General features: G+C 71.4%; 13 protein-coding genes. 2 read left to right on the forward strand and 11 right to left on the reverse strand.

Translation table 11 applies throughout. The features are described 5' to 3' along the window. The first annotated feature begins 1 nt into the window (after position 1). Positions 2–283 (forward strand): hypothetical protein, encoded by a 282-nt coding sequence (locus ACIF6L_RS34645; protein ID WP_396491597.1) that lies wholly within the window; start codon positions 2–4, stop codon positions 281–283. A gap of 196 nt (positions 284–479) precedes the next feature. Here ACIF6L_RS34645 and ACIF6L_RS34650 read toward each other — a convergent pair whose 3' ends face one another. Continuing rightward, a complete protein-coding gene (locus tag ACIF6L_RS34650; RefSeq protein WP_396491596.1) occupies positions 480–1,331 on the reverse strand; it encodes a hypothetical protein in 852 nt (283 codons plus the stop codon). A 141-nt stretch (positions 1,332–1,472) separates the two neighbouring features. On the opposite strand from ACIF6L_RS34650, the gene ACIF6L_RS34655 reads away from it, so the two are divergent. Continuing rightward, the gene (locus tag ACIF6L_RS34655; protein WP_396491595.1) at positions 1,473–1,805 is read left to right on the forward strand and encodes a hypothetical protein; all 333 of its coding nucleotides are present in this window, start codon (positions 1,473–1,475) and stop codon (positions 1,803–1,805) included. 64 nt (positions 1,806–1,869) lie between these two features. Here ACIF6L_RS34655 and ACIF6L_RS34660 read toward each other — a convergent pair whose 3' ends face one another. The 10 genes from ACIF6L_RS34660 to ACIF6L_RS34705 all read right to left on the reverse strand — a co-directional run bounded on the left by ACIF6L_RS34660 (position 1,870) and on the right by ACIF6L_RS34705 (position 14,771). Beyond that, positions 1,870–2,871, reverse strand: a complete 1,002-nt coding sequence (locus ACIF6L_RS34660; RefSeq protein ID WP_396491594.1) for a PIN domain-containing protein — start codon at positions 2,869–2,871, stop codon at positions 1,870–1,872. A gap of 72 nt (positions 2,872–2,943) precedes the next feature. Further along, positions 2,944–3,414: a hypothetical protein gene (locus ACIF6L_RS34665; protein ID WP_396491593.1), complete on the reverse strand. Its 471-nt coding sequence runs from the start codon at positions 3,412–3,414 to the stop codon at positions 2,944–2,946. 32 nt (positions 3,415–3,446) lie between these two features. Continuing rightward, complete coding sequence (locus tag ACIF6L_RS34670) at positions 3,447–3,749, reverse strand: hypothetical protein (RefSeq protein WP_396491592.1); 303 nt, start codon at positions 3,747–3,749, stop codon at positions 3,447–3,449. A 76-nt stretch (positions 3,750–3,825) separates the two neighbouring features. After that, positions 3,826–5,544, reverse strand: a complete 1,719-nt coding sequence (locus ACIF6L_RS34675) for a peptidoglycan-binding protein (protein ID WP_396491591.1) — start codon at positions 5,542–5,544, stop codon at positions 3,826–3,828. 47 nt (positions 5,545–5,591) lie between these two features. Continuing rightward, a complete protein-coding gene (locus ACIF6L_RS34680; protein WP_396491590.1) occupies positions 5,592–6,425 on the reverse strand; it encodes a hypothetical protein in 834 nt (277 codons plus the stop codon). A 179-nt stretch (positions 6,426–6,604) separates the two neighbouring features. Continuing rightward, positions 6,605–7,345: a hypothetical protein gene (locus ACIF6L_RS34685; protein WP_396491589.1), complete on the reverse strand. Its 741-nt coding sequence runs from the start codon at positions 7,343–7,345 to the stop codon at positions 6,605–6,607. Next, a complete protein-coding gene (locus ACIF6L_RS34690; RefSeq protein WP_396491588.1) occupies positions 7,338–8,438 on the reverse strand; it encodes a hypothetical protein in 1,101 nt (366 codons plus the stop codon). Before ACIF6L_RS34690 ends, ACIF6L_RS34685 begins: the two co-directional genes overlap by 8 nt. Continuing rightward, positions 8,435–9,361, reverse strand: a complete 927-nt coding sequence (locus ACIF6L_RS34695) for a hypothetical protein (RefSeq protein WP_396491587.1) — start codon at positions 9,359–9,361, stop codon at positions 8,435–8,437. The genes ACIF6L_RS34690 and ACIF6L_RS34695 overlap by 4 nt, the downstream gene beginning before the upstream one ends. Beyond that, complete coding sequence (locus tag ACIF6L_RS34700) at positions 9,361–10,269, reverse strand: hypothetical protein (RefSeq protein WP_396491586.1); 909 nt, start codon at positions 10,267–10,269, stop codon at positions 9,361–9,363. Before ACIF6L_RS34700 ends, ACIF6L_RS34695 begins: the two co-directional genes overlap by 1 nt. Further along, positions 10,266–14,771: a phage tail tape measure protein gene (locus ACIF6L_RS34705; RefSeq protein WP_396491585.1), complete on the reverse strand. Its 4,506-nt coding sequence runs from the start codon at positions 14,769–14,771 to the stop codon at positions 10,266–10,268. Before ACIF6L_RS34705 ends, ACIF6L_RS34700 begins: the two co-directional genes overlap by 4 nt. Between the last annotated feature and the right edge of the window lie 8 nt (positions 14,772–14,779).

A 14,779-nucleotide genomic window follows, 5' to 3' on the forward strand; every position in this document is an offset into this window, starting at 1 on the left:
CGTGATTGTTGCCCGACCCACGCCGGAGGATCTGGCCGACGCGCGGGAGACCGAGGCGAAGTATCTGCGCAGGGGCGACCTGGTGGTCTACTGGGACTGGGATGCCTCGCTGGACTTCGGAGTGGATGTGAAGTGCCGTGTCGTGGATTCCGGTTCGCAGTGCGTCAGGGTGCGGTACGTCGGGGAGGACGGGGAGGAGGGCTTCCCCTTCGATGTCGCGGGTGACCAGCTCCGTTGGGCTCGGTTCCGCCTGATCGGCCGGAGGGACGCCCCGCAGCCGTGAAGGTGAGGATGCCTGAACCGGGAGGCCCCTTAACCTCCGGTTCCTGGGGCGACCTCCGCCGGCGTGAGCGGGGCTTACCTTGGCTGAGGGCCCACCGGGGGCTGGCGGCGAGCAGGCGCGTTCTGTGTCATGCCGTCAGGGTGTGGGGGCGGGCGGACAACCGGGCCGGACCGCGCCGGGCGTCCGCCCCCGAAGCTCACACCTGGGGGTCGTGCGCGCTGCCGGTCAGGACGCGGTCGATGGTTGTGCGGGCGACGCGGGACGCCTTGTAAATCAGGCTCTTGGGAAGCCCCCAGGTCGCGGCCCAGCGGATCAGGAAGTCCCGGGTTGCCACCTCTTGACCACGGTCCCAGTCGGGGCGGTCGTCGTCGTTGGCCAGCAGCGACCAGCCACGCAGAAGCAGGCGTGGCAGCTCGGCGTTGTGGCTCTCCTGAATCTCCTTGATCTGCGCGACCTTGTACATCGGCGTCCATCCGAGTGTCGGGATGGCGGTGTCGAGGCTGGGCATGGCGAGTACGGCGTGACGGAGCGCGTCGTCCCGGGCGGTCACAAGGGCGGCGCGGTGCAGGGCGGCGCCTTCGACGAGACCGTGTTCGACGACGGCATCGGCCGGGACGAGGGCGCGGATGAACTCGCGCATACGCAGTACGTCGGGGTCCTTGTCAGGGTCGGTGTTGTATCCGGGGGACGCGTTGCGGACCTGCTCGGCCGCGTCCGCCCAGCCGTTGTAAGTCGACGTCAGCGTTTCGGCGGCAACGTGAGCTTCGGTGCTCGCCGCCAGTTGCGTCGTGGTCGTCATCCACGGGGCGACCCGATCGGCCTCTCGGTCGCACGCGTCGATGATCTGGCGCGTGGTGCCTTCGAACTCGGCGGTGGCCAGGGTGCGCCGGCCAACGCACAGCCACAGTTGCGCGCCCTTGGTGTGCTCCTGCACCCCGCTGGAAAGGAGGGGGCCGACGAAGGTTGCCGGGGTCCAGGTGATGTGCGGGCCCTCGATCTGTGCGGGGGCGTCGCCCTTCTCGTGCCGGTGCACGGGGATACTCGTCATGCGCTACATGCTACACGTAGCGCGTAGCGCATGACGGTGGAAATGGACGAAACCAAGGGGCCCTCAGCCAAGGTAAGTGCGGAAGGGGCCATGGCCCCTTCCGCACTTACCTTGGCTTAACCCCAGCTAGGCTCACCGGCTGTGACTGATGAAGACAGCGGAGAGCAACGCCCGGACGCGCGCCCGAAGATCCGGCTGCACAAGTTCGAGTTCGCCATGGCGATCCAGTGGCCCACCGCGCCATGGCCGGGCGGCTTGGACCGATGGCTGGTCACCTGGGGTTCGCCAGACGCCAGTTCCGAGTGGCGCGAGGAGAAGGAGATGCGGTTCGACCGCCTCGGTCCGGATGACGAGTGGATGGACCCGCTGGCCGACCACCACAAGGACCTGACGCCCTGGACCTCGGCGATCCGGCGTGACCTGCGGTCGATCGTCCAGATCCTCAACCGTCTGGACGATCACCCCTTCGGCTGATCCAACGCGGCCCAGGGCTTGAAGATCATGTGATGGGCCCTTTTGCACGTACCTTGGCTGAGGCTCACGGATGGCCAAGCTGGCCGACTTGCCAGCGCCCTGGACTGTCCTCCACGAACATCTCGTGCGCGACAAGCACGTCGCGTACAGCTGCCATCCGCCCGGCATGCCCGTTGCCCGGAACGGCCTCGCCCAGGCGTTCGACGATCGCCGTGCGGGTCAGCGGTCGCCGGGAGCCCACCAGGGTCCGGGCGACCCGGTGTAGCAGCGTGCCCCCGGGCGTTCCCAGCTCGGCCTGCTGCCATCGGTCCTCGCCGCGAGTGTGCCGCTCCGTGAGTGCGGCCACCTCCGTCGAAACACGCACCAGCACAGCAGGAAGCAACGGCTGCCGCTGCGACGGAAGCCGTGGGCGCTTCTTGTTCCACCAGTACAACGCCCCGGCTGTCGCCGCGCCCGCCGCCGCCACCGTCGCCAGCTTCTTCGGCGGCAGGGCGATGGTTCTCGCCACCCCGCGCACCACGAGGGTCACCACCGAATCGGCCTTCTGCTCCAGGTCGGCCATCCGGCCCTCCGTCACTCCCACGTCCCCCAAGGCGGAGCGCAGGGACGCCCAGTCCCGAACCGCGAGGCCGCTGTCAATCAGGTCGGAGTCGGCTCCGATGATGACCACCGGGGCGATCACCCCGGCCAGCAGCAACATCGGCACGTCGGAGGCATCCCGGGCCGCGAGAATCTGAGCGTGCGGGGTCATCGGCAGGTCAGCGGCCTTCACGACGTACAGGACAGGCGCGTACTGGGAGCGCCACAACTCCAGCGCCAGGTCAAGGTCGAACCGTCCGCCCTCCTGGTGGCGGTCGGCCAACACCCGTGGGACCTCGTCCCACACGTGTTCCGGAATCAGGCACCGCACTGTCCCGGCCTTCGCCCCGGCGATGAACGATGACGGGTTCGGCCGCCGCGTCGCCGCGATGATGTCCGTGGTCAGCACCGAGGTGTCCAACAGGGCGCGGCGCAGGGAGCCGCGTTGGTGCAGGGTGCGCCGACCGGCTGTCCCCAGTTCGCTCATCCGCGCATCGTAGTGCGAGCGTTGGTCAGTCCGTGGGGGGCTTTCGGCGGCGCCGGGCCCGTTATTACGGCTTCAGTCGGAGCCGCCGAAAGCGGGGCGGGCCAGGAGTCGGGTGATCTCGTCGCGCATCTGGCCGGCGGCCCGCACCGCGTCCGCGACCTGGACGCCGGCGGTGATCAGCTGCTGCTGTGCCTCGGCGAGCTGCGCACGGGTCTCCGCCAGCTGCTGCTGAGCCTCCGCGAGTTGCTCGGTGGCTCGCCGACGTTCCGCTCGCTGCAACGCGGTCTCGGCGAGGGCGGCGGCGAGCTGTCGTTGGACCTGGTCAAGCTGCCCGGCCAGGCGGGCCCGCTCGGCGTGGAACTCGACCTGCTGAAGACGGCGCTCCTCCTGGAGAGCGGCGCGCTCTTCCTGTAGGTCGTCGGTCAACCTGCTGTAGCCGTCTTGAGCTGTGACCTTGCGCTGGCCGAGGTAGCCGAAAGCCGCTGTGACAGCACCACCGACGCCCAGCCCGCTGAGCGCGCTGATGATGTCGACAGCGGCCATGGCTTACTCCTTGAACGGGATCGGGGGGGGTGTTACCGGCGGGCGCGCGGGCTGGTGGCGCGCTCAAGGGCCGGCGCGAGGCCGGAGGGCTTGAACACCGTGGTGTAGGCGGTGGTGGAGACCAGGACGGCGAGCAGGATGGCGGAGACGACGCCGCGGCCGGTGAACGCGTCGGCGAAGTAGGCTGACCCGGTGCCGATGGCGGCGGCGATCACCACGGCGACGGCCGTGCGCCAGAGCTTCGTCCATCCGGGCTGCTGCACGAGCGCGATGGCGGCCGGGGAGAAGAAGGCGACGAGAGCGGCCCACATCTGAGCCTCGGTCATGTTGTACATGTCAGGTGTCTCCTTGGGGTGGTGGGGTGGAGCACGCCGAGGTGGCCGGCCGAGCGGGCCGGCCGGCCACCTGCGGTCAGAGCTGGTCGATGACGGCCCAGGACCGAGCGCCGACGTAGCCGTCGTGCTGGCTCTCGCCGGCGTCCCACGTCTCGGGGTGGTCCCGCAGGGCGCGGGTCACCAGGGCGCGGGTCTCCTCGCCGTAGTAGCCCGTCGCACCGTTCGGGTTGAGGTCGGCGGCCGCGGCCTCGCCGACGACGTCGCGCAGACGGAGCTGCAGGCGGGTGTTGGCGTCGTGGGTGTAGCCGTAGCGCACGGGCGGGGAGCCCGGCCAGGCGCCGAGCGTCCCCCGCCCGTGGGTCGGCGCCGGGATGTTGTTGCCCTGGCCGGTCACGAGGTACTGCCACGTGGTGGGGCCGGGCAGACCGTCGGCGTCGCCCCCGCTCCAGCCCTGTGCGACCTGGAATGCCTTGGTCGCCGCCCGGTCCGACTCCGACCAGGTCGGGCCGGGACCCTCGCTGTAGAAGCGCCCGGCGCCGCGGCGCACGAGCATCTCGCCGAGCCGGGTGACGAACGCGTTGTGCGCGCCCGGGCCGAAGGCGTCCGAGCCGGGGAAGGCGTCGGGGTCCGGTGTCGGCTGCGGCTCGGGGGCCGGGGCGGCAGCGATGTTGTTGCCCTGGCCGGTCACGAGGTACTGCCACGTGGTGGGGCCGGGCAGGCCGTCCGCGTCGGCGCCCGACCATCCCTGCGCGACCTGGAACGCCTGGCAGGCGTTGCGGTCGGCATCGCTCCACCGCGGCCCGGGGCCCTCGCTGTAGAAGCGGGCACCACCGCGGGCGACGAGCAGTTCGCCGAGCCGGGTGACGTACGCGTTGTCGGCGCCCGGGCCGAACTTGTCGGCGCCGGGGAAGGCGTCCGGGTCCGCCGGGGGCGTCGGCCGCGGCGCCGGTCCGGTCCCGCCGGGCACCTTGCCGGTGTCGATGTTGCCCGGGTCCCAGTGGTCGTTGCCCGGAACGTGGCAGTGGCCGTAGTGGCCGCCCTTGGACTGCCAGATGTCGCGGGAGCGGTTGGACGGCGCGGACGGCGAGGCCGCGGGCGGTCCGGCCGGCCAGGTGTCCGGCACGCCGTGCGCCCGGGCGGCCGCGATGAGGCGCTGGTAATTCGGCTTGGCCTGCGGGTCGAAGCCGTCGGTCCAGGGCTGGCCGGCGCGGGCGACGACCTCGACCTGGATGTTCACCGAGCCCTCGCGGTTGGTGCGCCGGGCGCCGTCGTTGCGCAACGCGCGGCCGGACTGGGTGAGCGGCCCGAACTGCCCGAGGCGGTCGCTGGCGGGGTCGTAGAGCACCTGGGGCTCGACGCCGGCCGAGGAGAGGTAGGAGCCCATCGACGCGAAGTAGCCGGCGCCGGAGGGGCACTCGGTGGTGTGCCAGGTGACCCGGGGCCCGGACTCGGGGTGGTCCATCGCCCCGCCGATCGCCTGCCGGCCGAGGCGTTCGACGCCGTCGATGTACGTGGGGCCGGAGAGCTTGCGGGGCCGGCGGCCGGTGGTGGCCGGGCCCGGGTCGGGCTCGTGGATCTCGTACGGGGCGGCGTCGGTCGGCACGTAGTGGTCGAGGTCGCCGTCGTCGCGCAGCACGAACAGCGCGCCGGGCTGGCGCGGGTGCTCGCGCAGGAACCGCGGGGAGTCGTCGAGCGCGGCGATCGCCCGGACCTGGTCGACGTGCTCCTGGTCGACGATGCCGCAGTAGGTGGTGGAGCCGTCCGGGTGGACGACGGACGCGTGGAAGTCGGTCACGGGGACCCCCTTCGTGGGGTGAGGGGTGGGGAAGGGCCGGCGGCGGGTCAGGCCGCGGCGGCCGGGCGGAGCTGGATCGCGTCGATCTCGCGACGCAGCTCGGCGTAGATGTCGAGGGGCAACATGAAGTCGCCGTCCAGGCCCCAGGCGGCGCCCCAGGAGTTGCGCACCCGCAGGACGGTGCGCCCGAGGTCGAGCCGGCCGAGCCTGTCGTAGGTGACCCGCTCGATGCCGGTCGCGCACACCTCGTGGCCGCCGGCGACACCGGAGCGCTTCCAGTCCCGGCAGTCAGCGACGTTGCCGTTCGAGGGGACGTCGAACCAGGCGTTGTACCAGGGCAGGCCGAGAAGCACCGGGCCGTGCTGCAACAGGTCGACCAGGCCGTTGGCGGTGCGGGCATGGACGTAGGAGTCGACGAGGCCTCGGGCGCGGGCGGCGCGGGCGACGCCCAGGCCGGAGGAGCCGCAGTCGTCGGCCGGCCACTGGCGGGCGAGCCACTCGTCCTGGCGGGTGGCCTCCGCGTACAGCTGGATTGCCCAGGTCTCCGCTTGCACCGGGTCGTCAAGGTCAAGGCCCGCGGTCGCGCACTGCTCAGGGGTGAGCTGCGCGGAGAGCGCGGCAGTGGCCGCGTTGGCGGTGCAACTACCGAGCGCGTCCACATCCACGACGTCGCCCATCAGGCGGCTGACGCTGATGCCCTGCTGGAACAGGTTCTGCTGGTCGAGCACCGCTACCCGGGGCTGCCAGTGCACCGGCCGTGCCTGCGCGGGTGAGCCGCAGTACAGCCACTTCAGAGACCGGGCGTCGAGGACCTGGTGCCGGCCGAGAGCCGGGTTGGCGGTGTCGTACAGGCGTACGGAGACGCCATGGGTGGTGGTCATGCGGGGCCGCTGCTCCCGTGTCCGTGGTGGACGTACCGGATGGTGGCCCGGGGTGGGGTGCCCGAACGTCCCTCGGGAGCGGTGCGCGGCGGCGGGCGGAGGGTCGCCCGTGCTTGATCAATGATAGGGCGGGTGGGGAGTGCCCTGGTCCTGGCCGGCGGCCGCTCCCCGGTGGGCGGTCAGTCGAGGTCCCAGACGCAGCGGGAGAAGCTGACGAAGCCGTCGGCGATGGGGGCCTTGGAGATGAGTTCGATCCGGCCGTCGGGGTGGATGAAGGCGTTCACGCCGCCGTCGCCGGAGGAGACGGGGAAGGGCTCAGGGACCTGCGGGGCGTAGCCGTCGGGGAGTTGGCCGATGGTGCCGGAGATGAAGTCGCTGGGCACCGTGGCGATGCCGCGCATGGCCACGGTGCCGTCGGCCTGCTTGCGGACCTGGACCGTCCGCCAGCTGCCGGGGGTGCCGTCGCCGAGGTTGCCGAAGCCAGTGGCGAACGTGATGTCTTCCCAGGTCTCGTAGGTGGTGATGCGCGAGTGCGCCCCGAGGGCCAGGTTCGCCGAGGGGCCCACCGTCAGGTCGCCGCCCTGGACCTTGACGGCGCTGTTGATGTACACGCCGCCGACGGTGTCGTAGATCAGCCGGGAGTCGTCCGCGAGGGTGAGCGTGAAGGAGGTGGGGCTCAGCTCCAGCATGGCGTCGGCGGCCGGGTTGTCCTTGCTCCTGATGCGGAACTGGATGCTGCCCTCGCGGTCGTCGATTCCGGCCGTCCCGGTGAGGGTGGCCGCGCCGTTGAGGCCGCCGGCTCCGGTCGCCTCCAGCGAGAAGGCGGTACGACCGGCGAACCCGCGGGGGGCGCGTTCCAGCCGGTCGATGCGCTGCTCGATGACGGCGATGCGGCGGCCGAGGTTGTCGGTGCTAGCCAACGGTGCTCCCGTAGGTGAAGGACCCGGAGGGCTCCAGGTCGATGACGAAGGTGTCGGTGGCCGGGCGGCAGGTCCAGCCGGTGATGCGCATCCACGTGTCCAGGTCGGTCCAGGTGTCGTGGACGGTGACCCGTACGTCGTCGCCGACCTGCCAGCTCAGTGCGGGTGCGGCCTTGTGGTCGCGCACGACGATCTGTTCGACGGCGCCGAGTTGCTGGCGTGCTGTGCGGGTGGCCCGGGTGAGGGAGTTGAGCAGCGACTGGTCGGCGATGTCGGTGCGGGACAGGACGCCTTCCAGGCGCAGCCGGCCGTCACGGACGGAGTCGTCTGATCGGATGGCGCTCACGCCTTCACCGGCTCCGAGGCCGATGACGGCGTTGGCGTACCGCTCGTAGTCGTAGACGACCGGGGGCGCCTGGATGATGTTGACGCCGGTGGCGAAGGTGATGTCGGTGCGGCGGCGGCCGAGCCGCGGGTAGGCGAGGGGGATCCGGCGCACCGGCCGGCCGGCCGAGTCGGTGTCGACGGTGTGGGTGTACTCGGGGTGGTCGGCGGTCTGGACGTGGGTGTCGATGATGTCGCCGAGACGCGGAGCGCTCCACGAGGGGTAGGTGATGGGCTGTTCGTTGGTGCCGACCCGTGCCGGGCTGGATGCCTCGTCGACGAGGACGCGGATGTCGCCGTCGGCCGCTTCTCTGGCGTAGTCCCAGACGTCGCGGATGATGCGGCAGGGGTCGGCGTTGACGTAGGGGCCGCGGCCGTTGAGCTCGCCGTGGGTGTCGTGGCGGTACTGCAGGTAGCTGGGCCAGCCGGCGCCCTCGATCTGGTAGACCTCGCCTTCGGGAGCGGCACGCCAGATCATGTATCCGTCGCGGATCTGGGTGTCCCGGACGGCGTAGAGCGCGGTCGGTCCGTTCGACAGCAGGGTGGGGTTGGCCTTGACGAACCGGGGCTTCAGCTCGGCCCGGAACGAGCCGGGGCCGTTGAGGGCCGGGCCGAACTCCACTTCCTGAAGGGGCAGTGCGGGGTGCAGCACCTCGTCGGTGAGGATGTCGGCCAGGACGTACCGCCACAGGGCCGCGCCGGGGTTCACAGCAGGCCCTCCTGCCACTCGACGTCGAGGAAGAGCCGGGTGGCGCTGTTGGTGTCGAGCGTGCCGGGGTCGTTGTGGACCCGGGTCTGGATCTTGAGGGTCTGGGTGGTGCCGCGTAGTTCCTCGGGGATCACGAGTTCGTCGCCGATCTCGTGGTTCATCCGCCGGAAGCCGGTGCCGCCGTCGTCGTCGATCTGGCTGTCGGCGCCGGCGGTGCTGGCGAGAAGGTGGCGCAGGTCGGCGAACACGGATCCGCCGGACACTCGCAGCCCGGAGAGGTTGGTGCGCACGATGGCCTTGACGGCCCATGGGGGGATCGTGAGCTGCCAGATCGCGGCGCTGGGCCAGTCCTGCCACGTGTCGTCCGTGTAGGCGATCGGGTCGTAGGGCGCTCCGATCTTGGGGAAGACGCGGCGGTCCCGGCGCGGGTTGGCCATGAACCGCAGGTCCTTGACCATGTCGGCGGTGATCACCGACGTGCCGGGGGGCATGTCCACCCGGGCCAGGGGGATCCCGGTCCAGCCGGCGGGCGGCATCGTCGCGCTGTCGCCGACGTTGGGGGCGACGGCGAACTCCACCGTGGCGTCGTTCATGGGGTCGCGGCCGCCCTCGTACTCGGGGTCGAGGATGCGCACGCACACCATGTCGGATCGGGGCGAGGAGCCGGTGGGGGCGATGTCGACGTTGAACGTGCCGATGTTGTAGAAGCTGTAGTGCCCCTGCCAGGGGTCCATGCGGCCCTTGGCGATGCCGGAGCCGTCTCCGACCTGCACCTTCGAGCCGGGCACGGTGAGCGCGCGGACCTTCAGGTCGCCGCCGCTCGTAACGCCCTCGGCGCCTTGGGCGAGGTCGCGGATCATCAGCCGGAACGACTGGGCGGGGTGGCTCGCCCCGTTGATCATCAGTGGAGTCTTGGCCAGCATCAGAGCGGCTCCTGCTTCTTCAAGGTCTTCCAGGCCGGCCACCAGGTGGCCGTGAGTACCGCGGTCGTCGTCGGGTCCGTGGCTTCGAACCTGAGCCGGCTGCGGCCGGGTGGGATCACGAATTCGTCGATGCGGTCGCCCCAGCGCAGCAGGGTCGCCACGCTCGCGCCGTTGTCGCGCAGCACGGTGCGCCAGCCCGGGCGGGTGTCGATCTCGACCCACTGCCCGGCCAGCAGCGCCACCGTCAACGCCAGGCTGCGGTCGCTCTCCACGTGGGTGATCACCGGGTTCACGCACGGCCCGTTGATACGCAGCACCGGCCACGTGGGCGCCGTGCCAGCGTTGTCGAGTACGCCCGGGAGCTGCCCGGTCGGTACCTGGGCAGTTACCACCGGGGCGATGGCCGGTGCTTCGAATCCGCCCCGGCTGACCGCGCTGGGCAGGATGCTCTGCTGCAGCGGCTGGTCGGTGTAGAACAGCGGGTCGGTGGCGAGGAACTCGATGTCGATGGGTAGCCACCCGTGCTTCAGCTGCTCCTGGGTCTCCTCGGCCTTGCGCAGTCGGCCGCGCAGCATCCGCACCGGCCGGCCCGGGTACTTCATCCGCAACTGCACGGTCTCCCCCGCCGCCAGGCGCACGCCGTCGGGGTCGGCGTGCTCGACCAGCGCGGCGAGGATGTCGAGCGCGGCTCCTGGGTCGCCGGGGCAGCGGACCGCGCAGTCGATGCGCACCAGGCGACCGCCGTAGTAGTCCGCGGCCGGCCGCAGGCCGTCCTCCCGGGCGGGTTCGACGTCGTTGCTGCGCTTCTCCGGCTGTCCGATCCCCTGGATGTCGCGGATGACGACGTTCGTGCCGGCGCCGATGCGGACACCGGCGAGGTCGTGCTGCCAGTCGATCAGGTCGGTCATCGCCGGGGCACCCCTCCGCGCTGGGCCTTGCGAACCTGGTAGGCGACGGCCGAACTGATCTGCTGCTCGGTGGCGCCGGGCCGCTGGATGTTGATGGTCTGCTGGCCGATCAGCGGCTGTCCTTCGGCCTGGTCGCGGACGACGACCACGGTGGTGGTGGTCTGCGGGCGGCCGGCGACGAGCTTGGCGGCGGTCGGCGCGGGGATCTGCGGCAGGCCGGACCGGGCGGAGGCGTAGGCGCGCGGCGGCGCCGCGGGGGTGAGGCCGCCATCGGCGAAGGCCTGCGGACGGGCGCCCCCGAGGCCGTAGACGACCTGGCCGCCGAAGCGCTGCGCGACCTCGTTCAGGATCTTCTCCGACCGGGCCCGCTTGGCCATGGCCATGGGGATGTAGGCCTCGCCGCCGCTCTCGTCCTCCGCCCACACCCGCCACTCACCCGGTCGGGCGATCTGCGCGATGTGCTGCTCCCGGCGGGCGCCCTTGGCGAGCTGGCGCCCGTTGAGGCCGCCGGCCGCGAAGGCCTTCGTCCGGATGCCTCCGTCGGCGAACGCGGAGCGGATCCCGCCGTCGGCCTCGATCTCCCGGTTCCCGTAGGTCATCCGCCCGCGGGTGCCCGCGACGGGCACCTCTTCGACGTTGACGTGCACGGTCTTGTCCCGCAGGGCGTTGAGGGCGCCCTGGATCTTGTCGATGCCGGCCTGCGCCGAGCTGGTGTTCGCGGTGACCTTGACGTCACCGCCGGGCAGCGTCTCGACCTTGAACCCGAGGTCCTTCAGCGCCTGCTGCGCCTCGGCGGTGAGGGCGTGGATGGTGACGGTCTTGTCCTGGGTGTTGCGGATCTCCCGCTGCACGTCGGTCAGGCCGGAGATCGCGGAACGGGTCTCCGCGGACATGGTGATCGTCTTGTCGGCGATACCCGACTGGGTCTTGATCAACTGGTCCAGGTTCGCCCGCGCCGCGTCGGTCAGCGCGCTGATCCTCACCTCGCGGGTGCCGGGGATGGTCTCCACCGTCAGCCCGAGCGAGCGGAGCATGATCTGTGCCTGGTCGGAGAGCGCCTCGACCTTGATCTCGACTGCCTTGGGCTGGGCCTTCACCTGGGTCTGCACGGCGAGCAGGTCCGCCAGGGTGCTGTCGACGCCCTCGGTCTTGAGCAGGATGCCGACCTGGCCCGGGATCAGGCCCAGGCTGTCGGCGACCTTCTCGGCTTCGTCCTTCGTGAGGCCGTAGGACTGTGCGAGGTCGATGGCGGCCGAGCGGCCCTTGGCCATCTGGTCCGCTGCGGCCTGGATCGAGGAGGTGACGTTCTGCCCGTGCGCCTTGGCCAGGCCGTAGGCCTGGATCGACGCGGCCGCTGTGGCGTCCACCAGGCCGTTCAGGTTGTTGTACAGGGTCTGGCCGTTGCGGCTGGTGGTGTCCACCGCGCCCGAGGCCTGCACCAGCGCCTTGCCCCAGCCCTCGGCCGCGTTGACGCCGTCCTTGATCGCGTCGTTGCCGGCGAGGATCGCGCTGTTCAGCCGGGCCTCGGCGGCCTGCATGCTGACGGTGCCGCCGTTGAGCAAGTCCAGCGCTTCCTTGAGGCTGCGCGTGCGCTGGTCGGCGTCCCCGGTCGTGTCGCTGAGGCCCTTGACCGCGGTCTTCAGCTTGTCGAACGCGCTTGTCCCGTCGCCGGCACCGCGCTGCGCCTCGGCCATGCGCTTGACGTTGTCGATACTGTCCTGGAGCTCGCCCTTCATGCCGTGCAGCGCGTCGGCGGCGTGCTTGGCCTTGAGGCCGGTGTCGGTGTAGCTCTTCACCGCGCCGGAGCTGGTGGCCACCCACTCAACGTTCGCCTCGGCGCTCGTCCGCAGCTGGGATTCGAGCTGGTCCAGGGAACTGCCCTGCCCGAGGTAGGCGTCGGTGAGCTGGCGGGTGGTGACGCCGGCCTTCTCCAAGGTCTTGACCAGCTTGTCCTTGGTCTCCTTCACGTTGGTGTCCATGAGGACCTGGACGGCCTGGGCGCGGACGTTGTCGTTGATGACGCCGCCGCTCTCCTTGAGCGCGGAGGTGAGTGTCTTGACGCGTTGCTGGTGTTCCTGGGCAGCCTGGGCGGCTTGCTGCTGGCGCTGCGCCAGGATGCCGAGGCCCAGGCTGACGCCGAGCATGGCCAGGCCCCACGGGCCGCCCATGAAGCCCATCAGCCCCGACATGGCGCCCCGCAGGCCGGTGCCGAGCGCGGTGGCCGCGCCGGCCACGCCGCCGGCGAAGCCACCGACGCGTTCCTGCGCGCTACGGAATGAGGCGGACATCGCGCCGATGATCGGCACCCTGGTCTCCAGGACGGCGAAGGCGGCGCCCATCCGGCCGATGCTCACCCCGGAGGCCTCGGCCAGGCTGCGCTGCACCACCATCTGCTCGTTGAGGCCTCGCCAGGCTCCGGTGACGCGGCCGCCGACCGTGCCGGCGACGCCTTCCATGACGGGGCTGACCCGGCGGGCCAGCAGCATCGCGGCGATCGCCATCTGGACCGGGGCGGGAAGCTCGGCGAACAGGGTGATGATGTTGCCCAGGACCCGGCCGATCGGAACAAGGGCCGAGGAGACCAGGACGATCGCGCGGCCGGCGACGTCCATGCCGGTGGCGACGAGTTCGAGCACGCCGACGGAGTCGCCGCCCTCGCGGTTGAACGAGCCGAGTGCGCGGACGACCGGCTCGGCCCCGCGTGCGAGGTTGCGCAGGACGTCCACGACGGTGCGGCCCACGATGTAGAGGCCGCGCAGGCCGGTGGCGGCGATATCCCAGGCGGCGTCCTTCAGTGGCCCGGCGAGGTCGCGCAGGTAGGTGCCGACCTGTCCGAGGCCCGAGCGGGTCTTCGCTGCCATCTCCGGCCCGTACAGGGTGGTCAGGTCGTGCCCGTAGGCGATGACGCCGCGAAGGGCGGGCGTGCCCTCGGCCAGCATCCGGGTCATGCCGCGGGTGACCCATTCCAGGCCGGGCGACATCTCGGTGTACAGCTCGATCCCGGTCTGGCGGACCTGTGTCTTCAACTGGGTCATGGCGCCCGCGAGGCCCAGACCCTTTGCTTCGGCGATCTGCGCGGCCGCACCGCTCTCACGGACCGCCGCGTTCAGGGCGTCGAAGCTGTCCAGGCCCTGATGAGCCAGTGCCATCGCTCCGCCGAGCGCCGGCTTCCCGAACGCGGCCGCGGCGGCGGACGTGAAGTCCTTCTCGGAGAGGGTGTGGGCGGACTTCTGGAGCTGCTCAATGACGTAGCGCAGGCCCCGGAAGTTGCCCTCCGCGTCCCACGCGTCGATCCCGAGCTCCTTGAGCCCGGCCGCCGCCGCCTTGCTCGGCTTGGCCAGGTTGACGAGGATGCCGCGCAGCGCGGTTCCGGCGGTGGAGCCGAGGATGCCGGCCTTGCCCAGCATGCCGACGGCGGCCGCGGCCTCCTCCATGCCGATGCCGAGGCTGTGGGCGACCGGCCCGGCGTACTTCATGCTGTAGTAAATGTCGACAATGTCACCGGACGCGTTGTTCGCGGTCGCGGCGAGGATGTCGGCCGCCCGGCTCGCCTGGTCAGCGCCGAGACCGAACTGGTCCATCATGTCGCCGAGGTACTTGGCCGTGTCGGCGGCGTTCAGGTTCGCGGCCGACGCGAGCGTGAGAGCCGCGCGCGAGGCCTCGATGCCCTGCTCAGTGCGGAACCCGGCCTTCGCCAGCTCGGTCATCGCCTCGGCGGCGTCGGCGGCGGTGGACTGGGGCAGCTTCAAGTCGGCGCCGAGCTGCAACGCGGTCGCCGACGCGCGCCGCATCTGCAACGCGTTCGCGCTGGTGACCGCCCCGAAGGCGTTGAGCCCCTTCTGGTAGTCGTTGCCCTGCTCGACCAGGTCGTGCAGGCCGAGCACCACGGAGCCGCCGGCGAGCATGGCACCCATCGACATCAGGTGCGACTTGACGCTCTGCGCGATCCGGTCGACCCGCCCCAGGTGCTCGTCGCCGGCGTCGCCGATCCGGCGAAGGCCCCCAACCGAGGAGTCCGCCGCCGACCCGAGCCCGCGAACCTCCCGCGCGGTGGCACGCAGGTCCCGCACCAGGCCGCGCAGCTCGGTGGACGCTGCCTGCGAGCTGGTGGCGACGCCGCGCTGGGAGCGGGCGGCGAGCTGGCCGGCGGAGGCCGTCTCGCGCAGGTTGGCGGCGGCCGCGCCGGCGGCCTGGCCGGCTTCACGCTGCTGCGCGCCGGAACGCTGGGCGTCGGTGCCGAGCGTGCGCAGGTCCCGGCCCGCCTGGCGGGCGTAGGTGCCGCTCTGGCGCTGCTCGCGGCCGGCGAACTGGGCGTCGGTGCCGAGGTCACGCACACGGCGGGACGCCCACTGGGATTCGTCGCCGAGCGCGCGCACGCCGCGCTGGGAGGTGGTGGTGTCGCGGCCGAGGGCGCGCGCGGACTGCCCTGCCTGCTGCAAGACGTTGGCCAGGTCCCGGCCGTCGCCGCGCAGCCGCAGGAGCAGGGTCCACTCCGCGCCCACCGGGCCAC

Source organism: Kitasatospora sp. NPDC086009, assembly GCF_044540385.1.
Taxonomy (GTDB): Bacteria; Actinomycetota; Actinomycetes; order Streptomycetales; family Streptomycetaceae; genus Kitasatospora.